The organism is Thermoleptolyngbya sp. PKUAC-SCTB121, assembly GCF_016919485.1.
GTDB classification, from domain to species: domain Bacteria; phylum Cyanobacteriota; class Cyanobacteriia; order Elainellales; family Elainellaceae; genus Thermoleptolyngbya; species Thermoleptolyngbya sichuanensis.
Genome location: NZ_CP070366.1, coordinates 602,451 through 622,493, shown reverse-complemented (window position 1 = coordinate 622,493; position 20,043 = coordinate 602,451). Strand labels below are relative to the sequence as shown.

The window sequence follows — 20,043 nt, the reverse complement described above, 5'->3', positions numbered from 1 at the left end:
TGCAGTTGAGAGCTATAAGCTATATCAGTTTTCGAGCTTCAATCTTCGATCTTCAATTTTCAATCTTCCACTTACTCCGGGCTGATTTTTCGCAGCTCGTAAATGTTCCAGAGCGCACCACCCAGCGCAGAAAATTTTACCCCGTCTACGGTGTTTCTCACCGCCGACAGCGACAGCGCATTCACCAAGTGAATAAACGGCAGGTATTCCTGGGCAAGGCGCTGCGTTTCGGCATAGATGGCTTTGCGTTTTTCGTCGTCCAACTGCTGGCTACCTTCGATATAGAGGTCACTGATCCGCTGCTCCCAATCGGCGATGACGCGCCCTTCGATGGGGTCTTGTCCACGCAGTGCCCCTTGATTAAAAGCGTGTAGCGTCCCGTCAACTGACCACACATTGCGGCTGCCGTCTGGCTCCACGCCCGCGCCCGAAAAGCCCAGAATATGCGCTTCCCAATCCAGCGTGTCGGAAAGCTTGCCGACCAGCGTGTTGAAGGCAATCGGCTGAAAATCCACCGTCATGCCCAGTTTGTCCAAGTCTTGCTTGATTTGGGCCCCCATGCTTTCGCGGATTTTGTTGCCTGCATTGGTAATCAGCGTGAACCGAACCAGGTTGCCGTCGGCATCGGTCAGTCGCCCCTGGGCATTGGTGCGAAAGCCCGCCTGCTGGAGCAGTTCCTTTGCTTTGTCGAGGTTGTAGTCATAAACGGGCAAGCCTTCCTCTGGCGATAAGTGATAGGGGCTTTGCTTGTTAATAGGCGAGTCTTGGGGCACGCCAACACCTTGGTAAATGTTGTTGATCATGCGCTGGCGATCGAGCGCGTAGGCGACGGCCTGGCGAAACTCCACGCTGTTGAACCAGCGGGATTTGATGGGGTCTACCAGGGGTCTGCCATTGCGGCTGCCCTGGTTGAGGTTGAAGGCCAGGAACGTCGTCGTCAACGCCGGGCCGCCGTTATAGATGGTGAAGTTGCCGCGTTCTTCCTCGCGCTTCAGCAGAGCGAAATAGTCCGGCGTGACCCCCAGCACATCCAGCCCGCCAGAACGAAACTGGATTAGCGCCGTGTCGGTCGAACCTGCAATCTGCATGATGTATTGCTCGATGTAGGGCTGGGGGTTGCCCTGCGCGTCTTTGCGCCAGTAGTGGGGGTTGCGTTCCAGCGTAATCCGCTCGGCGGGCTGATAGCTTCTAAGGCGATAGGGGCCATTGCAGACGATTTCTGAAGGGGGGGTGTCGGTGCCCCAAACGGAGAGAAACCGGGGCTTGCCGTCAGATCCGGTGGAGAACACGTAATCCGCTAGGGCATGTTTGGGCAGAATCGGCACCCCTCCAGCAAAGCGGAGCAGCGGAGCGAAGGGTTCCGGTGAGGCAAATTCCACTTGGCGATCGCCCACTTTCGTCACCGTCGGAAACTTGCCTTCCACCCCAACGCGCAGAATGTCGCTCTCGCTGCTGGGGATATTCGGATTGAAATAGATGTCGTTGAAGCTGAACAGCACATCATCCACCGTCAGCGGTTCGCCATCAGACCATTTCAATCCGTCGCGCAGGGTAAATGTAATGCGCTGCTGATCGTCAGAAATTTCCCAAGACTCGGCTAGCTCCGGCTCTAGCTCACCTGTTTGCCCGTTTTGCGACAGTAGCCCGCTAAACATCAGCCCCAGCGACGGGTTGACCTCATTGCTCATAGGGGGGTTAAACGTTTTGGGGTCGCTCAGTTCTGCCAGCACGATGCGCGGCACCTGAGCCGCCTGAGTGGTGAACCGGCTTGGGTTGCAGCCTGTGAGGGCGATCGCCATGACCAGCAGCACGCCCAGAGACGGCACTGCCCAGCGCAGCTTGGGGCCCACCGTCCAGACAGGACTCTGGTGAAAGCCTGTGCGCCCAGAGCGCCATCCGCGCCGCCGAACTGTGAGTCGTGAGAAAAGCCTGAAAATCATGATTCGCATGGAAGAATACGGGAGCGGCCTGCAATAGTCATACCATAGCGAACTGGAGGGTCTGGTCTGACAGGGTGACCTGAGGAGGGACTGAAGCCACTGGCTAGGGAACGGCGTGGCTTCGATAGTCGATTATTCACAAAAAACTGCATGGTTTCGATAGTCGATTATTTATTCGATCCTTTGATTGACTGTGGATAGTGCGGATGTTTTAGTTGTATAGTAAGGGCGATCGCCCAAAGATGTCCTCAAAACGCTGGGAAGAACGCTAGGCAGGGTCTTAAAACCTTCTAGGTCGTTGATTGCCTTGAGTCGATCCCCCTTGAATCCCCCTTATTAAGGGGGACTTCCGGAGTGGTTCGGCTCGGTTCCCCCCTTTTCAAGGGGGCCAGGGGGGATCAAGGGGTTCTAAAACACGCCCTCGCATTTGCACCCGCAGCAAACCAGCAACAAACCTGCAACAGACCTGCGACAAAAAATTTAGTGGACTGAATGAGCCTTTTTTGAAAATTGCCCATACCCTTAGTAAGACTCGTGATCGACTGCTGTCCAGTCCTGATCGTTTAGACAAAATCGTTTAGACAAACTCTAGACAACCCCTAAATAACCCCAATCCCTTTACGCAAGATCCGACGCATGAAACCCCAATCCAACCCAGATCCTTCGCTGCGGAACCCTGGGTCCGCCCTGCCCAATTCCCCTGCCGCGCCCGCTGCGGGCTACGCGCCGACGGTGCCCATGTCGGTCTATCGCGAGCTGTCGGCAGAGCTTCAGGCTAGCAAAGCCATGCTGGACTCGCTGCATCAGCAGAACCAGCAGCTTGCTCGTCAAAATCAGCAGTTTCGCCAGGAAATTGAGCGCCTAAGTGCGTCGGTGCTAAATCTTCAGCAGATTGCGGGCTTGTCTCAACCAGCATGGGTTGCGCCCACTCGCGCCGACCAGGAAGACGCAGCGGCGATCGCCCAGCAGATCCGCCCCGTTGCCCCGCCTGTCTCTCAACCGCCTTCCAAGAAATCGCCTACCTCCTCCAAACCCAAAGCCCCGCCGTCTCAGCCTGCCATCTCCGAGGCCCACGCCCTCGCAGACAGCCTCCGGTTTACAGAGCAGCCCGGTAGCCTGCCCCTTGGCGACCCGTCGGAAAGCAGCCCCCGCGACCTCAGCGGACTCTGGCTCTGGTTCACCGTGCTGGCAATTATCATCACGGCCTTTGGGGCTGGGTTTATGGTGGTGCGGCCGCTGCTGCCCAACAGTAGCCGCTAGAGAGGAATCAGCCGTTTTGCGTGACTCACTCGCCTCAATCAGGCTACTAACTAGTGCAGTGTCATAGTTTAGTTTTGGGGTGATGCCTTGGCTCGTAGTACGCGCTTCAGCGCTAAAGCGTTTACTACCAACCTAAGTTCTAGCTGTGACACAGCACTAGGGCACGAGTCGGGCAAAGCGGTTTTTGCCTACTTGTAGGACTTTGCCCGTCAGCGCGTCGGGCGTGTCGAAGCTGGTGTCAGGATTGTCGAGGCGATCGCCATCTAGCCGCACTGCGCCGCCTTGAATCTGTCGCCGTCCGTCGCTGCTGCTCTTGCACAGGCCGCTGGCTCCCAGGATATAGGCCAGCTTGGCAGGAAACTGAATCTCTGCGAGGGAAAACTCCGGCACGGCTTCGGCCTTGGTTGCATCGCCCTGCACCAGATTCAGCGCAGCTTTCTGGGCTTCGAGAGCCGCCTCTTTGCCGTGATACTGGCTGACCACTTCGAGGGCCAGGAGCTTTTGGCGATCGCGCGGGTTTTCTGGCAGCGAGTCCAGCGGTAGGCTGGTGAGTAGCTCAAAATATTGCAGGATGGCGCTGTCGGGAATTTTCTCCAGCTTGGAATACATCGAGAGCGGGTCTTCCCGCAGCGCCACGTAGTTATTGAGCGATTTGGACATTTTCTGCACACCGTCCGTCCCCGGCAAGATCGGCATCAGCAGCCCAAACTGTGGCCGCTGCCCAAAGTGCCGCTGCAAATCGCGCCCCACCGCCAGGTTAAATTTTTGATCCGTGCCGCCCAGTTCCACATCCGCCTCCAGCGCCACCGAGTCGTAGCCCTGCATCAGCGGATAGAGAAACTCATGCAGATAAATCGGAGTCTCTTTTTCATAGCGCTCGGCAAAGCCCTCCTTCGCCAGCATTTGCCCCACGGTCATCGTGCCCAGCAGTTCTAGAATCTTTGCCAGGTCTAGCTTCGATAGCCACTCGGAGTTGTAGCGGATCTCCAGTCGCCCCGGCGTGTCAAAGTCCAGAATCGGCCGGAGTTGGTCGAGGTAGGTCTGGGCGTTTTGAGCCACTTCTGCCTCCGTCAACTGCTTGCGAACGTCCGACTTGCCGGTGGGGTCGCCGATGCGGGCAGTAAAGTCGCCGATTAGCAGAATCGCCGTGTGGCCTGCGTCTTGAAAGGCCCGCAGCTTGCGATAGACTGTGCTGTGCCCTAGGTGAATGTCCGTGCCCGTGGGGTCGATGCCAAACTTAATGCGTAAGGGGCGATCGCTCTCCGCTAGCCGCCGCGCCAGGTTCTCATCAGCATTCTGAGACTCCCGCTGATCGGGAAAAATTTCGCTGATGCCCCGATACAGCCATTGAAAAGAGGAATCAGTCGATAAGTCAGTCATAGGATAAGCGGTACTGGAGGAATGAGTTGACAGTAACAATTTGACAGTTATAAAAACCGCGATAGGCGCAATCGGGCAGCCTTTGATGCCCCCTGTAGAGCAAATCTGCTCCCTATCTTTAGAAAACCGCGCAAGACTCGAAAATTATGTAATCATCAGCCATACTTACTGAAGGCTGTACTTCAAGTTATAAGAAAGAGTGGCGGTTCGATATAGCTCAGCTTTAGCGAGTCACAATACCTGAGTCACAATACCTATGACAAAAGCCATGACGAATCGGCAGATCCTCCGCTATCTTAGTTAGTTACTCGACTTCTTTTCTCTAGCTCATTTAGCTCATGCTCTGAATCCAGATCCATCTCGATGTAGTGTGTGGGGAATCCCTCAGCACAAATTGTTCCAAAAGCCAAAGTCTCATTTTTTCACGACTCGTCTCGCTTTACCACCTGCACATCGCTATTTTTGCTGCTCAGCTTGAAAGTTCACAAATTCCTTTGGTTTTGCCAGTGAGGTCGAGTCTATTTCCTGCGGTGACGCACCCCCACTTCACCCTTTCCCTCCGTCCTGTAACCCTTTCTGTCTGAATCCCCAACCCTTTCCTGCCGTGTCGTCAAACACCGCCCGTCAAAAGAAGCCCCAGAAGAAAGCATCTGCCAAGGTGCGTGCTGCCAATGCTGCCGATGCGCCTCGGGTTGAGAGCTATGTTCAGACCAGTAATCTTGCCCCCATCTACAAGTTTGTGCAGGCGGTCGGCAAGGTCACGGCTGGAACGCTGCTGGGCACCACAATGCTGACCAGTTCCGTCATCGCGGGGGGGCTGGTAGGGCTGGCGATTAGCTTCCGCAACCTGCCCGATGTTCGAGTGCTGCGGAACTATATCCCTGCTGAGACGAGCTATGTGTATGACGTGAAGGGGGTGCTGCTCGACAGCATCCACGACGAGTTCAATCGGGAAGTGGTGGACTTGGATGAGGTGTCGCCGCACCTGAAGCGGGCCGTGCTGGCGATTGAAGACAGCTATTTCTATCAGCACCACGGTATTAACCCCACCAGCGTGGGGCGGGCGCTGCTTAGCAACCTAGAGGAAGGGCGCACGGTGGAAGGCGGCTCGACGGTGACGATGCAGTTGATTAAGAACCTGTTTCTTACCCCAGAGCGATCGCTCAGTCGCAAAATTGCCGAAGCCGTCTTGGCCCTGCGTCTAGAGCAAATCTTCACCAAGCCCCAGATCCTGGAAATGTACCTGAACCAGGTCTACTGGGGCCACAACAACTACGGCGCACAGACCGCCGCCCAGAGCTATTTCCGCAAGCCCGCTTCGCAGCTTAACCTGGCAGAGGCTGCCATGATGGCTGGGCTAATCCAGGCTCCAGAAGAATATAGCCCCTTTGTGGATTACCAATTGGCCAAGCGTCGTCAGGCAATCGTGCTGAACCGGATGCTAGAGCTAAAGTGGATTACGCCCCAGGAAGCTGCCGCCGCCAAGCAGCAGCCAATTATCCTAGGCGACATTACCTCTTTCACCACTAGCCGATCGCCCTACATCACTGAAGCCGTGGAGCAAGAACTCCAGACGCGGTTTGGTCGAGATGCCGTACTTAAGGGTGGAATGCGAGTGCAGACCACCATTGACCTGAATATGCAAAATATGGCCGAACAGGTGGTTCGGGAAGGACACCGCAGCCTGCGTCGCCAGGGCGTTCGGGCAGACCAGATGGCGCTGGTGGCGGTAGATCCACGCACCCATTTCGTGAAGGCAATGGTCGGCGGCGTGGATTATCAGACCAGCCAGTTTAACCGTGCTATTCAGGCGCTGCGCCAGCCGGGGTCTGCCTTCAAGCCGTTTGTCTATTACGCGGCGCTGGCTTCGGGTAAATACACGCCAGAATCCACCGTCATGGATACGCCCGTCAGCTATCCTGACGGCTACGACACCTATCGCCCGCAGAACTATGGCGGCGGCTTTTATGGAGCCATGAGCTTCCGGGCAGCGCTGGAGCAATCGCGCAATATCCCCGCTGTGAAGCTGGGGCAAGAAGTGGGGATTAACCGCGTCATCGAAGTCTGCCGCACCCTGGGCATCAAGAGTCCCATCGAGCCGGTTGTGTCGCTGCCCTTGGGGTCGGTGGATTTGACCCCACTGGAAATGGCGGGTTCCTATGCCACCTTTGCTAGCGGCGGCTGGCAGTCGGACACGACCTTTATCGTTCGCGTGACGGACAGCACCGGGCGCGTGCTGCTGGACAACACTCCCCGCCCGCAACTGGTGCTAGATCCCTGGGCAGTCGCCTCCCTGAACGACATCATGCAGGGCGTGATTACTCGCGGGACGGCGCAGGGGGCAGATATTGGCCGCCCGGCGGCAGGCAAGACGGGCACGACCTCTGCGGAACGAGATATCTGGTTTGTGGGCTATGTGCCTCAGCTTTCGGTGGCTGTGTGGGTGGGCAACGACAACTACAGCCCCGTCGGACAGGGCGCAACGGGGGGGAGGTATGTCGCTCCGATTTGGCGAAACTTTATGCTGCGGGCGCTGAAGGATGTGCCTGTGGAGAATTTCCAGCCACCGTCAGCGTTTATTCGGCCATAGCGTTTCGAGGTTTGTAGTGCTGCGAGGTCTTGTGTGTGAGGGATGTCGTGCTGCAAAGTCTAAAGGATTAGCTGACTTTATAGCCGCGCTCCGCTCCCTAGCACGAATAGCCCAATCATGGTAATGGCGTTCCACAGGCTGTGCAGCAGAATGGGAGCTAGCAGGTTGCGCGATCGCGTGTAGACCACGCCCAGCACCATTCCCAGTGTCGTCAGCGGAATCACTTCCGACAGGCTGAGGTGGGCCACGGCAAACAGCAGACTGCTGAGGGCGATCGCCCCCCACACAGGCACGTAGCGCGTCAGCGACGGCAGCAGAAACCCGCGAAACAGCGTCTCCTCAAAAATGGGCGCAGCGACCGCAGCGGTAAACAAAAATAGCCCCAGCGACACCGCATCGCCCTCTTCCAGGACAATTTGCAAAAGCGGATTGCTGCCGCCCTGCCCCTGCCAGATGTGCTGGTTCACCAGCGACACGCCAATCATCAGCGGCAGCGCCACCAGATAGCCGCCCAACCCCCACAGGGGCCAGCGATCGGCTCCGCGATATTGAAACCAGTCCTTGGGCAGGGGAATCCACTTGCGGATCGACCAGTACAGCACCGCCAGCCCCGACCCCGCCATCAGCAGGTAATAGGTGAAGGCATAGACCGCCTTTGCCCGTGGCCCAAAAGCAGCCAGGACTGGACTCAGCACGCCGACAATCAGCGGCGCAACCACCTGCCCTGCCATAAAAAAGCCGACAATCAGCACTTGCCAGATGATTTCCCAATCCCAGGGTACGTCCCAGGGAACCTCGCCATTCAGCGCCAGGATCGACTGTTTGCCCTGCGCCAGCCGTTGCGCCACCAGAAAAACCAGTAGCCCCGCTCCGGCGATCGCCCCCAGCACGGGCACCGTCCCCACCAGCGCCAGCTTCAGGAGGGTTCCCTGGGCGATCGCGGCCTCGTCTGCCCGCAGCGCGTTCAGCGCCTCAGTGCGCTGCTGCAAGCTATAGAGTCGATCCAGCGCTGTATAGCGAAACCAGCCTTCTAGCCCTTTCTGAAGCTGCATTTCAGCATCGGGCACAATTCGGGGCGGCTCGTTCCAGAGACCCGTCAAGGTTCTGGCGGTGTCCGCTGCGGGGCTGCCTGCTGCGGCGCTCTCGGCCAGTTTCCCCCAGGTTTGCTGGGCAGCGGTCAGATCGCCCTGCTCAGCCTGCAAAATGCCAATGCTCAAGTTCAACTGATCAAGGAGCGATCGCTGCTGCTGGAGCGCGGTGGTCAGGCGGGTCGCTTGCGAATCGACCGTGCGCGACGGAATCGGGCGCGAGGACGCAGCGGGCGGCGGGCCAGAGTCTCCTAGCGCCGCCGGATCAACCGTCGCCAGACGCTTTTCCAGCTTCGCCAGATCGGCCTCTGCCGCCTTCCGGACAGCTTGATACTGCTCCAGCGCTGTTTTCAGCGGAGACTCTCCCAGCAGCGCCTTTTGCAAGGCCGCCCCGTCTACCTCTCCCGTGATCTCGGTCGCTGCCGTGGCGTGCAGCAGCAAGTTGGTCTGATAAAGCTGCAAACGGTTCGTAATTTGCGGCTCTTGAAAACTACTCCAGAGCGAACCGCCGACCAAAATTGCCACAAACAGCGTCAACACGCTGAGAATCAGTCGTTTGAGGGTCATGCCTTTTGGGGAGAGGGGTTAGAGATTCAGAGAAGAAATAAGGGGGATTGGGGCTATGCGCCGGGTTAACAGACGATGAACCTTGGGAAATTTACTGGGGAATTTACGGGAGGATTTACTGCGGGATTTGAGGTTGGGAATAGAACACGGGCAACGGGACTAAACCCTGCTGCTTTGAGTGACAGATTGAGTGACGAACGTTTTGAGTGACGAACGTTCAGCCATAGCACAGGGTTACCCCGGCATTATCTCACTGTTCCCCCGTTGCAGCAGTGATGACCGGGTGAATTCCACCGCTCGATAGAGCATCAGATTATCGAGTGACAGCGGCAAGTGTGGCAGGATGGGGTGTGATGCAGGGCGATCGCCCCCAGATAGCCCCCAGATTCTCCCTAGATAGCCCCCAGATTTTCCCCAGATAGCCCCCAGATTCTCCCCAAATTCGTCCCAGATTCCCCCCAGATTCGGAGAACGAACGGGGTAGAATGCTTCTATTTGAAAGCAACCCTCTGCACCCTGTACACCCCTTTCATACACGGAGGACACGGCCCTGGCTACTCGCGTCATCCTGGTGCGCCACGGCATCAGCACCTACAACACCCTGCGCCGCATCCAGGGGCATTTTGACGAGTCTACGCTGACGGACGAAGGGCGGGAGGCGGCCCGGCTGACGGGGCTGGCATTGCGCGGGCTGCCCTTTGCCGCGATCTACGCCAGTCCGCTCCAGCGGGCGCGGGAAACAGCCGAAATTCTCACTGCCCAGCTTGAGAACCCACCAGCCCTGCAACTGCGGGACGACCTCAAGGAAATCAACATGGTGGAGTGGGAAGGGCTGCTCTTTGACGAGGTGAAGGAGCGGTTTCCAGAGTCCTATTGCCACTGGCAACAGGAACCAGAAAAGCTGAAGATGCGACTGACGACCCCAGAAGGGGAGCAGGAATTTTTCCCGGTGGTGGATTTGTACCGTCAGGCAGAGCAGTTTTGGCGCGACACGCTGCCGCAGCACGCGGGGGAGACAATTTTGCTGGTCGCCCATAGCGGCATCAACCGGGCGCTAATTGGCACGGCTGTCGGGCTGGGGCCGGCGGACTATCACGCGCTGAATCAAGCCAACTGCGCCATCAGCGTGCTGAACTTTGCAGGCGGTTTTGGCAAACCCGTGCAGTTGGAATCGGTGAATCTAGTGGATCACCTGGGCAAGCCCCTGCCGGACGTGCGCGGCAACCATCGCGGCCCGCGAATGCTGCTGGTGCGCCACGGCGAGACAGATTGGAACCGCGAAAAGCGCTTTCAGGGTCAAATTGACGTGCCGCTGAATGAAAATGGGCGCATCCAGGGCGAAAAAGCTGCTTTCTTTTTGAAAGATATCCCCATCGATCGCGCCATCACTAGCCCCATGCTGCGCCCCAAGGAAACAGCGGAACTGATTCTGCAATTTCATCCCGATGTTTCCTTGGAGACAGACGATCGCCTCAAGGAAATCAGCCACGGACTGTGGGAAGGCAAGCTGGAGGAGGAAATTCAAGAGGTCTATGCCGATGAACTGGCCGCCTGGAAGGTGACCCCGGAAACGGTGCAGATGCCCGCCGGAGAGAACTTGCAGCAGGTGTGGGAGCGGGCGATCGCCGCCTGGAACGAGATCGTGGCCAGTTCAACGGGCGATTCGCAAAGCGATCCCTATGAGAATCGCCCCCTGACAGTCCTCGTGGTTGCCCACGATGCGGTCAACAAAGCCATCCTCAGTGGCCTGATGGGCTGGGGCCCGGAAAAGTTCTGGGTGTTTAAGCAGGGCAACGGCGCAGTCACGGTGATCGACTATCCCCGCGGCCCGGAAAACCGCCCCATGCTGCAATCGCTCAACATTACCACCCACTTGGGCAGCGGCGTGCTAGACAAGACGGCCGCTGGAGCGCTGTAGAGGGGCTATGGCGAGTGAACTGTTCCGCCAGGTCAGGCTGCTCGATCCCGTGGCAGAAACGGATCGGGTGGTGGATGTGTGGATCGAGTCGGACAGCGTGCGGGTGATTCGCGAAGCAATCCCTCGGGGAATTGCCGACGATGTGGAGCCGCCCAGCGCTGACGTGACAGAGACGGATGCTTCGGGGCTGGTGCTGGGGCCGGCGCTGGTGGATCTCTACAGCCATTCTGGGGAACCGGGTTACGAATCGCGGGAAACGCTGGCCTCGCTGCACCGGGCGGCGCGGGCGGGCGGCTTTGGGCGGGTGCTGCTGCTGCCCGACACCGATCCGGCGATTGCCACGCCTGCTGACGTAGAGTGGATAGGGCAGCACACGCCAGCCGGACTGCCTCGCCTGCAACCCTGGGCTGCTCTGACGCTGGATGCCAAAGGTGAGCAGATGGCAGAACTGGGCGAACTGGCGCAAACGGACATTGCGGGCTTTGCCGACGGGCGACCCATCCGCCAGTGGGAACTTTTGCGGCGATCGCTCGAATATGCCCAGGCGCTGCACCGGCCGATTGCCCTCTGGTGCTGCGACGAAACCTTGCGGGGCAACGGCGTGATGCGCGACGGCCCAGACGCGATTCGGTTTGGGCTACCCGGTGCGCCTGCGATCGCCGAAACTGCTCCCCTCGCGGCCCTGCTAGAATGCGTCGCCCAGATCGGCACACCTGTTCACCTGATGCGCGTCTCCACGGCTCGCAGCGTGGAGCTAATTGCCCAGGCCAAGGCCAGTGGTTTACCGATTACCGCCAGCACCACCTGGCATCACCTGCTGCTGAATACCCAGTCCGTGGGCGGCTACGACCCCCATCTGCGGCTGGAACCCCCCCTGGGCACACCCGCAGATCAGGCGGCGCTGATCCAGGCAGTGCGCGATGGGATCATCGAGGCGATCGCCATTGACCACAGCCCCTATACTTACGAAGAAAAAACCGTCCCCTTTGCCGAAGCGCCGCCGGGGGCGATTGGGCTGGAACTGGCGCTGCCCTTGCTCTGGCAGCAGTTGGTGGAGCCAGGACAGTTGCCCGCACTGACGCTGTGGCAGGCGCTGAGTACAAATCCGCTGCGGTGTCTGGGAGAGGAGTTGAGGGCAATTCCCATCGGGATCGATTCGCAAAGCGCCCCTGACACGCCTACCCCCCTGACGCTCTTCGACCCGCGCCCGCTGTGGAAAGTCACCCACCAAACGCTTCATTCCTGCTCTGCCAATACGCCCTGGCTGGGCCAAGAGATTCAGGGACAAGTGGTAAAGGTTTTCTTCTGACCAAGTGCGTTCGTTTCTCAAGAAGCACTGGTCAACGCGGTCGATCGGGCGCGGAATCCGGCTCGGTTCAGCGCGGTTACAGCGGCCTGATAATCCTGCACGCGGAACTGATTGCCCAGACGCACCAGCTCCCGACGATGCGCCCCAGCAACGATCGCCACGACGGGCGTTTTGCACTGGTCTTCGTCGCCCCGGTTTTTGAGAATGACCTCGCGCAGGGTGTTTTGCTGCACAATGTCGCCTGCAATCTGTGCGTCTAGCTCTACCATCACCAACTGCACGTCCTCCACGGGTTCGGCATCCTCGACAATCAGTTGGCTGCGCTCGTCGCGCTTGTCCACCTTGCCCCAGATCATCAGCCGCGCCTCCTGCACGATGAGACTGCCGATGCGCTCATAGGTGCGCGGAAAGACGACGGCTTCGGAGTGCCCCGTCAGGTCTTCAAGCTGGATGATGGCCATGCGATCGCCCTTCTTGGTTACCACGGGCTTGACCCCCGTCAGCATGGCGATCGCGCTAATGCTGCTGCCCTCCGGCTGCTCTTCCAGGCTACTCAGGTTAATCGGCGCTAGGATTCTGGCGGCTTCTCGAATATTTTTCAGGGGATGATCCGACACATAGAAGCCCAGCAGTTCCTTTTCCAGCTTTAGCCGCTCCTGCTGCGGAAAGTCCTCTACGGCGGGAGCCTTAGGCGCAGACTCGAAGCTCCCCGGCGCTTCGCTGATGCTGCCCAGCATATCAAACAGGTTCCCCTGCCCAATTGCCCGATCCTTCGCCCGCGACTGCGCCCACTCCAGCACCAAATCCAGATCATTCATCAACTGCCGCCGATTCGTCTCGATGCAGTCCATTGCTCCACACTGGATCAGTGCCTCCAGCGCTCGCCGGTTCACCGTGCGCGGGTCGATGCGGCTACACAGATCGCCCAGAGACTTGAAGGGGCCATCGGCCTCTCGCGCCTGCAAAATATTCTCGATCGCGCCTGCACCCACGTTTCGCACCGCCGACAGCCCGAACAAAATGCTGCGCTCCAGCGGCGTAAAATCCACGCCCGATCGGTTGATGTCTGGCGGCTCCACGGTGATGCCCATCATCGTGCAGGAGGAAATATATTTCTGCACTTTGTCCTGGTCGTCGCTGTTGGCCGTCAGCAGCGCCGCCATATATTCCACGGGGTAATTGGCTTTTAGGTACGCCGTTTGAAACGTGACGTAGCCGTAGGCTGTAGAGTGGGATTTATTAAAACAATTGGAGGCAATCAGACTGTTTTCCAGCACAAAATTGTGATCGCGCTCAACACCGATATCGTAAACCCATTGGGTGCCTAATGACTTGCGGCTGATAATTTTAACCATTTTGGCGATCGCCCCTTCCCCTTCCGTCTGTGAAACCTACCGTAAAACCTGCGGTGAAACCTACCGTGAAACCCAACTTAAAAATCCAATCTTTACTACCGATTCATGCCTATCCCAATCTCGATTACTCCCTAAACATCGCCTGACTGCAACTGACGAACCCACGCCCGCAGTGCGCGACTTGCCTCTACTTCATCGCGGCTGGCCTGCTGCAAAAACTCATAGAACTTGTCTTTGGGTACTTTAGGAAACGTCGGGCTATGTTCTACTTCAACATAGGCTTGAGATTGCAGTTGGTAGATGCTTAGGGCGGTGCCGTTAAAGCGCCAAAACTCCGGAACCCCGATGCTGGCATAGAGGCGGTTTTTATCAATATCCGTGTGCGTAATGTCGATTTCCACGACTAAATCAGGCGGGGGATCTTGCTCAAAATTAATGCGTCGCCCGCTCACCTTCGCCTGATTTTGAATATAGTAAGCGTTATCCGGTTCAACGCTGCGCTCCCGATTCGGATACTCCAGCGTTGTAGAACCGATGGACTTCATTTTTAACCCAAACTCTTCCACCAAAATCCGAATCAATAGCCCAATCCATTCTGCAAAACTTTCGTGTTCTTCCAGGGGCATGGTTAGCTCTAGCGTGCCTTGGTCGTAGGCGAGGCGGGGCGATCGCCGTTCTCCCAACGTCTGCTGAATCTGCTGATAGCCCTGCCAGCTAAGCTGATGAATCGTGACCCGCCGCTCTCCGGCCAGGGCAGACCGAGGAATTGAAAATTGGGGAGCAGTGCTAACCATTTCAGGACTCACCAGGGTAAAGGCTTGGGGAGATCATTGCTCAAACTCTCGAACCAGCAGGCACAGGGACGGCAACTCGTTTTAGCGCCAGGTTTTTCTCGAAGATCTCGTCAATGGGGCGCATTTCGCCATCTTCCGTCATGAACTTGTGATCGGGGGTAGCGCGGAGGGTGGAACCGTCTTCCAGGGTGTATTCAAAGACCTCTTGCAGCCCGCGCTGGTGCCACTGGGCGATCGCCTGCGTGTAAACAAACCCGTTGGCATCGACGCTGAACACAGTGCAGGGAAGCTGGCGTTCTACAACTTCGCCAATGGCGATCGCCCCATATTCCACAGTCAAAATCTTCGTGTCATAGCTCAGACAATACTCCGCAAACTTCACCATCTGGTCAAACAGATCCGCCGCCACCTTCTTGGGCACGCCGTTCTTTTCTGCACCTTCGGTGAAGATGCTCTGATGCTTCTCCATCTCCTCTTTTTTCTTTTTGCCCATCGCCCGCCGCAGCAGGTCGGCTTGCCCCAGCGAATAGCCCCCCATGTCCTGGGCAATTTTCATGATCTGCTCCTGGTAGACCATGATGCCGTAAGTCTCATTCAGAATGGTGGTGAGCAGCTCGTGTTCATATTCGATCCGTTCGCGACCGTGCTTGCGGTTGATGAACTTGGGAATTAGCCCCGCATCCAGCGGCCCGGGACGATACAGCGCCAGCACCGAGGAAATATCCTCCAGTCCCGACGGCTTCAGATCGCGCACAATCTGCCGCATCCCGGAGGATTCTAGCTGGAAGATGCCCTCCAGTTCGCCCCGCGCCAGCAGTTGATAGGTGGCCGGATCTTCCATCGGCAAATTGTCCAAATCAACCTGAATGCCGTGGGTCTTGCTGATGAGATCCACCGCTTTCTGAATCATCGTCAGGTTCTTTAGGCCCAGGAAGTCCATCTTCAGCAGACCCAGCAGTTCGATGTCTTCCATTGGGTATTGCGTCGTCACGCCGCCTTCCTTGCTGCGTTCCAGCGGCACCACTTCGTCCAGCGGTTCTGCCGAAATCACCACGCCCGCCGCATGAACGCCGGTTGATTTGTTGGTGCCCTCGATCCGCATGGCCATGTCAATCCAGCGGCGGTAGGTGACGGGCGGATCGCTGCCAGGCACAACGGCATCGCTATCGTATTTTTCCTTGAATTCCGGCGTGGGCGTTTCGTCGGAAATCATGACCTTGAGCTTGGTGGGCTTGCCGCGCACGACGGGAATCATCTTCGCCATCTTGTCGGATTCCCCATAGGGAATATCCAGCACCCGCGCCACATCCTTTAGGACGGCTTTGGAGGTCATGCGGTTGTAGGTGATGATCTGCGCGACGCGATCGGTGCCATACTTTTCGGTGACGTACTGAATCACCTCGCCCCGACGTTCGATGCAGAAGTCTGTGTCGATATCGGGCATGGACTTGCGCTCAGGGTTCAGGAACCGCTCGAACAGCAAGCCGTGATGCACCGGATCGATATTAGTGATGCCCAGCGAGTAGGCCACCAGCGACCCCGCCGCCGACCCGCGCCCTGGGCCCACGGGAATGCCATGATCTCGCGCAAACTTGATGTAGTCCCACACCACCAGAAAGTAGCCGTCGAAGCCCATCTGGTGCATCATTTGCAGCTCGTATTCCAGCCGCTCCTGATAGTCTGGGGGAACTTCACGGTAGGTGGCGACTTTAAGGCGCTTGGCTAGCCCAGATCGGGAGGTTTCTTCGAGGTAAGTGGCAGGCGTGTAGCCGTCGGGCACAGGGTAGTTAGGAATGCGCGGTTCACCCAGAATTTTGTAGCCTTCGACCTTTTCGGCGACTTCTAGCGTATGGGCGATCGCCTCTTCCACCACATCCGGCGGCAGGTGATCGCGGAACAAAAGCCGCATCTCATCGGCGGATTTCAAATACTCCGTGCCCGTGTAGCGCAGCCGCTTCTCTTCCACGATGGATTTGCCCGTTTGGATGCAGAGCAGCGCGTCGTGGGCTTCCACGTCGTAGCAGGAGATATAGTGCGAATCGTTGGTGCAGACCAGCTTGATGTCTAGCTCGCGGGCAATGCGGACGATTTCGGGGTTAACGATGCGCTCTTCTTGCAGCCCGTGGTCTTGAATTTCCAGATAGTAATCGTCACCGAACACGTCCTTGTACCACTGGGCAACGCGCCGCGCCACATCCGGGCGGTCCTGCATAATCGCCTGGGGCACTTCGCCGCCGAGACAGGCGCTGGTGACAATCAGCCCGTCTTTATACTGCTCCAGCAGTTCTTTGTTGACACAGGGGCGCGAAAAAATGCCCTTCCCCTGCACACCCTGGAGGTGAGAAATGGTGGTCAGCTTGACGAGATTCTTGTAGCCCTGCGTGTTTTTGGCAAGAACAACCTGGTGATAGCGGGGGCGACGCTCCTGCTTGGTGATGTCGCCGTTGATCACATACATCTCGTTGCCGATGATGGGCTTGACGGCGTTGTCGCGCTTTTTGCACACCTTGAGGATCTCGATCGCGCCGTACATCACGCCGTGATCCGTAATGGCGATCGCTGGCATTCCAAGCTCGATCGCCCGGTCGATGAGCTGGTCAAGCTGACTCGCGCCGTCTAGCAGGCTATAGTCGCTGTGAATATGCAGACCGACAAAGGACATAACTCAAACCGCAAACAGGGCTGAGCATCAGATTAACACCATCCCTGGATTTTGAAGCGCAATTCTTGTAACGGAAACTCTAGATGTGGAGCCTGTCGATCAAGAAGTGGGCAGCGTCAAACCCGTTTCTGCATGGCAATTACGAGAAACTCTATAGTACTAAGGTATCAAATTTCGACGGGGTTTTCGCGTAAGCCTTCTCTCGATTTTCCCCCTTTCCGCCGCCGGGGATTTGGGATTAGGATGCGACTGACGCTCCTTTCGCACTGTCTTCGCGCTGCCTACTACGTCTAAGTCAATTGAGCGTCGTAGCCGATTTCGACAATGCGATTCCTGGAAGGATCGCTCTGCAAATCGCCCTCTAGCTTGAACCACAGCGCTGCTGCATACTCATCGGGTACACCGTAGAACAGCAGGGTGTAGCCCTCTTCTTCGCGGATGCCGGCTGGCGGGCCATAGGTCTGAAGCAGGGTTTGGTGCGAGTCGCCGACGCGAATGCCGGCCCGCGTTGCCAAGTCGGGATTGCGTGTTCCAAAAGAAAAAACCTCAAACGTGCTGCCGTCCAGGCTTTCTAGCAGCTTGATCGTGGTATCCGGAGCATAGCCCAGGGTTCGCACCATGCCGCAGCAGGCCCAGTCTTCATCCACCTGGCTCAGGGGTTCCCCAAACCGCTGTCGGACGGCTGACTCTGGAGCCTGGAGCGGAATGCCTGCGATCGCCATTTGCTCAATGGGCAGGGGGGTGCCAAGGGACTGGGCAACAGGGGTAGGCGGCTTTGGTGCAGGACTGGGAGACGTGACCCTTGATCCATCTCCCGCATCGGTCTGAGGTTCAGCCTGGGGAACCGGGGCCGACGGGGCAACCCCAGACGTTGGGCTAACCGAGGCTTGTGGCTGCACAGAGGAGCAGCCCACCGAGAGCATCGTGGCGATCGCCAAACTGCCGAAAATTGCTTGAATAGGACGCATGATCATGGGCCTCAACCGCAGTGCATTAGAGATAGACTTCAAGAACAGTAGGGCGACTTTTACAAAGTGACTTCTGTATAGTGACTTTTGCAGGGCGCATCTCAGTTATGCAAATTCGCCCTCATCCCCCAACCCCTTCTCCCAAAACGGGAGAAGGGGAGCCGGATTCAAAGTCCCTCTCCCGTTCTGGGAGAGAGATTTAGGATGAGGGTTACAAAAGTGGGATGCACTCCTTATTTCACAGTGACTTTGGCATAGTGACTGCTGCATTGACTGCTGCATAGTAACTTCTACACCCCAGACGACTCATTTCCCGGCTATATCATCGTCACCAGAGGTCTTGCCATAATAGTCCCCACGCTAGTCCTCCCCAGCAATCGCCCCTAGTGCCCATGCCCGCCCAACTTGTTTGAGATAGTCCCTTCCGGGGCGATCGCGCCTTTTAACCCGAGTTCCCTATGTCACGCCAGCGAGACTCTCGCGCCCTTGCCGATGCCAGCGCCCTCCAGCGCATTCGCACGCTGGCCTACCTGCTGGACGATGCCATCCCGATTCCGGGTACGCCTTATCGCATCGGGCTAGACCCGATCATGGGACTGATTCCGGGGGGCGGCGACGTGGTGGGGCTATTTTTGTCGGCCTATCTAGTGCTGGAGTGTCTGCGGTTTCGCCTGCCGACGGAAACGCTATTCCGTATGGTGGGAAACCTCGCCCTAGACAGTATTTTGGGGCTGCTGCCGGGGATGGGCGATTTTTTTGATGCGGTGTGGAAAAGCAACGCCCGCAACCTGGCCCTGCTGGAGGCACACCTGGCCAACCCCGCCCAGAGTGAGGCTGCCGATCGCCAAACGGTGGCCCTGATTGCGATCGCCGTGGTCGCTATCGTAGGCGGTATTTTGCTGCTGATGGCCTCGCTGCTGAGAGCGCTGCTGGCCGCACTGACGGCCGTGGGCTAGACAAAGCTTTTGGCGAGTCTTCTGAAAAGTTGCGGGAAACCTGCCATAATAATCCAGCCCCTCCAAACTGCTCCTGCCAAACGCTAGATATGGTTGCCGCACCCTATATTTCTGATCTCACATCCACCACCCCTGAGGTTGATCTGACCTTTCAGCTTCCCGACCCAGAGGATGAGCAGATTTCCGACTACGAGTTTCAGCAGCAGATCGAGGCGGCGTGGCAGGTGTGCGATCGCTTCGATTTGCAGACCGACATCTGGCGCGGGCGCATCTTGAAAACTGTGCGCGATCGCGAAAAGCGCGTTGGCAACGCAGGCGGCGCTGGCTTCTTGCGCTGGCTGGCAGATCGAGAAATCAGCAAAAGCCATGCCTATAACCTGATGGAGCTGGCCGACAGTGCTGACCTGCTGCTGCAAGAGGGCCTGCTGGAGCCGCAAGACGTGAGCCAGTTTAGCAAACGCGCCTTCATCGAAACGGCCCAGGCCGCGCCGGAAGTGCAGCAGATGGTGAGCGAGGCCGCCCATCGGGGCGATCGCATCACGCGACGAGAGGTGCGGCAACTGGCGGACGAGTGGACTGCCGTCACCTCCGACCTGCTGCCCATCGAGGTGAAGGAAAAAGCCGCCGACCACACCCTGCCCACACGCTATCTGGCTCCGCTGGTGCGCGAAATGGAAAAACTGCCCGAAGCGCACCAGGTTCACCTGCGAGACGAAGTGGCGGAAAATCCCGACATCGACACCGTGAAGCAGGTCACCGCCGAGGCCCGCTTTTTGGCAAAATACCTCAACGCCGCAACCCAGGTGCAGACGCTCAACCGCGACGGGCTGGATCTGGAAAGCGCCCTAGAAGAAGCGATGCGAATCGGCTGCCTGAACAGCACCGCCGACCTCGTAAACCAGGCAGCCCAACTCGAACAGGCGATCGCCAAACTTTACACCACCTGGCGGCGCATCGTCAGCCTGTCAGAGCGGGTCTACCTCGACAGCGGCAGCAGCACCCCAAACTTGCGATCGCTCCTGGCGTATCTAACTCCGCTCTCCGGCGAAATTTTGGAACTGCAACTGGGCGACCCGGACAGCGGCACTTCCCGCCGCATTCGCCTCAAGGTCATGGCGGAAGAGGAGGGCGATCCCGCTGGAGACTGGGAGTAGGAGGCTTTTCGCGTCACCCAAAACCCTGTCCCTCAAGCAGAGCTACGCATAGCTACATATTTAAGATGGCTGGAAGACCCACAGACGCTGAATAGGCAATCC

Annotated in this window: 13 protein-coding genes; 6 read left to right on the top strand and 7 right to left on the bottom strand. The window is 57.8% G+C overall.

What is annotated here, in order from left to right; all coding sequences use genetic code 11:
• Positions 1–71: 71 nt before the first annotated feature.
• Positions 72–1,799, bottom strand: a complete 1,728-nt coding sequence (locus JTM80_RS02550; protein ID WP_225906916.1) for an ABC transporter substrate-binding protein — start codon at positions 1,797–1,799, stop codon at positions 72–74.
• A gap of 777 nt (positions 1,800–2,576) precedes the next feature.
• Here JTM80_RS02550 and JTM80_RS02545 point away from each other — a divergent pair.
• Positions 2,577–3,200, top strand: a complete 624-nt coding sequence (locus tag JTM80_RS02545) for a hypothetical protein (protein ID WP_172354022.1) — start codon at positions 2,577–2,579, stop codon at positions 3,198–3,200.
• A gap of 156 nt (positions 3,201–3,356) precedes the next feature.
• On the opposite strand, the gene tyrS is transcribed toward JTM80_RS02545, so the two are convergent.
• Positions 3,357–4,580, bottom strand: coding sequence for a tyrosine--tRNA ligase (gene tyrS, locus JTM80_RS02540; protein WP_172354021.1), 1,224 nt, complete (start codon positions 4,578–4,580; stop codon positions 3,357–3,359).
• A gap of 604 nt (positions 4,581–5,184) precedes the next feature.
• Here tyrS and JTM80_RS02535 point away from each other — a divergent pair.
• Positions 5,185–7,170 carry a transglycosylase domain-containing protein gene (locus tag JTM80_RS02535; RefSeq protein WP_390820011.1) on the top strand — a complete coding sequence of 662 codons (1,986 nt, stop codon included), beginning with the start codon at positions 5,185–5,187 and terminating at the stop codon, positions 7,168–7,170.
• Positions 7,171–7,247: 77 nt separating this feature from the next.
• On the opposite strand, the gene JTM80_RS02530 is transcribed toward JTM80_RS02535, so the two are convergent.
• On the bottom strand, positions 7,248–8,825 hold the full coding sequence (locus JTM80_RS02530) for a CPBP family intramembrane glutamic endopeptidase (RefSeq protein ID WP_205370525.1): 1,578 nt from the start codon (positions 8,823–8,825) through the stop codon (positions 7,248–7,250).
• Positions 8,826–9,396: 571 nt separating this feature from the next.
• On the opposite strand from JTM80_RS02530, the gene JTM80_RS02525 reads away from it, so the two are divergent.
• Positions 9,397–10,743 (top strand): histidine phosphatase family protein, encoded by a 1,347-nt coding sequence (locus JTM80_RS02525; RefSeq protein WP_255548862.1) that lies wholly within the window; start codon positions 9,397–9,399, stop codon positions 10,741–10,743.
• Positions 10,744–10,750: 7 nt separating this feature from the next.
• Positions 10,751–12,052, top strand: a complete 1,302-nt coding sequence (locus JTM80_RS02520; RefSeq protein WP_205370523.1) for a dihydroorotase — start codon at positions 10,751–10,753, stop codon at positions 12,050–12,052.
• Between the two features lie 17 nt (positions 12,053–12,069).
• On the opposite strand, the gene JTM80_RS02515 is transcribed toward JTM80_RS02520, so the two are convergent.
• The 4 genes from JTM80_RS02515 to JTM80_RS02500 all read right to left on the bottom strand — a co-directional run bounded on the left by JTM80_RS02515 (position 12,070) and on the right by JTM80_RS02500 (position 17,831).
• Positions 12,070–13,407: an OB-fold nucleic acid binding domain-containing protein gene (locus JTM80_RS02515; protein WP_172354018.1), complete on the bottom strand. Its 1,338-nt coding sequence runs from the start codon at positions 13,405–13,407 to the stop codon at positions 12,070–12,072.
• 131 nt (positions 13,408–13,538) lie between these two features.
• Positions 13,539–14,201, bottom strand: coding sequence for a Uma2 family endonuclease (locus JTM80_RS02510; RefSeq protein ID WP_172354017.1), 663 nt, complete (start codon positions 14,199–14,201; stop codon positions 13,539–13,541).
• A gap of 40 nt (positions 14,202–14,241) precedes the next feature.
• Positions 14,242–16,863, bottom strand: a complete 2,622-nt coding sequence (locus JTM80_RS02505; RefSeq protein WP_205370521.1) for a DNA polymerase III subunit alpha — start codon at positions 16,861–16,863, stop codon at positions 14,242–14,244.
• 290 nt (positions 16,864–17,153) lie between these two features.
• Entirely contained in the window at positions 17,154–17,831 is a 678-nt protein-coding gene (locus JTM80_RS02500) for a hypothetical protein (RefSeq protein WP_205370519.1), read from the bottom strand.
• Positions 17,832–18,289: 458 nt separating this feature from the next.
• On the opposite strand from JTM80_RS02500, the gene JTM80_RS02495 reads away from it, so the two are divergent.
• Positions 18,290–18,787: a DUF4112 domain-containing protein gene (locus tag JTM80_RS02495; protein ID WP_172354014.1), complete on the top strand. Its 498-nt coding sequence runs from the start codon at positions 18,290–18,292 to the stop codon at positions 18,785–18,787.
• Positions 18,788–18,876: 89 nt separating this feature from the next.
• Positions 18,877–19,941 carry a hypothetical protein gene (locus JTM80_RS02490; protein WP_172354013.1) on the top strand — a complete coding sequence of 355 codons (1,065 nt, stop codon included), beginning with the start codon at positions 18,877–18,879 and terminating at the stop codon, positions 19,939–19,941.
• Positions 19,942–20,043 lie beyond the last annotated feature (102 nt).

What these genes read in the sequence shown, in the direction of transcription:
- JTM80_RS02495 (WP_172354014.1), top strand. Translation starts at nt 18,290, where the DNA reads ATGTCACGCCAGCGAGACTCTCGCGCCCTTGCCGATGCCAGCGCCCTC.
- JTM80_RS02505 (WP_205370521.1), bottom strand. Translation starts at nt 16,863, where the DNA reads ATGTCCTTTGTCGGTCTGCATATTCACAGCGACTATAGCCTGCTAGAC.
- tyrS (WP_172354021.1), bottom strand. Translation starts at nt 4,580, where the DNA reads ATGACTGACTTATCGACTGATTCCTCTTTTCAATGGCTGTATCGGGGC.
- JTM80_RS02545 (WP_172354022.1), top strand. Translation starts at nt 2,577, where the DNA reads ATGAAACCCCAATCCAACCCAGATCCTTCGCTGCGGAACCCTGGGTCC.
- JTM80_RS02490 (WP_172354013.1), top strand. Translation starts at nt 18,877, where the DNA reads ATGGTTGCCGCACCCTATATTTCTGATCTCACATCCACCACCCCTGAG.
- JTM80_RS02520 (WP_205370523.1), top strand. Translation starts at nt 10,751, where the DNA reads ATGGCGAGTGAACTGTTCCGCCAGGTCAGGCTGCTCGATCCCGTGGCA.
- JTM80_RS02530 (WP_205370525.1), bottom strand. Translation starts at nt 8,825, where the DNA reads ATGACCCTCAAACGACTGATTCTCAGCGTGTTGACGCTGTTTGTGGCA.
- JTM80_RS02500 (WP_205370519.1), bottom strand. Translation starts at nt 17,831, where the DNA reads ATGCGTCCTATTCAAGCAATTTTCGGCAGTTTGGCGATCGCCACGATG.
- JTM80_RS02515 (WP_172354018.1), bottom strand. Translation starts at nt 13,407, where the DNA reads ATGGTTAAAATTATCAGCCGCAAGTCATTAGGCACCCAATGGGTTTAC.
- JTM80_RS02510 (WP_172354017.1), bottom strand. Translation starts at nt 14,201, where the DNA reads ATGGTTAGCACTGCTCCCCAATTTTCAATTCCTCGGTCTGCCCTGGCC.
- JTM80_RS02550 (WP_225906916.1), bottom strand. Translation starts at nt 1,799, where the DNA reads ATGGCGATCGCCCTCACAGGCTGCAACCCAAGCCGGTTCACCACTCAG.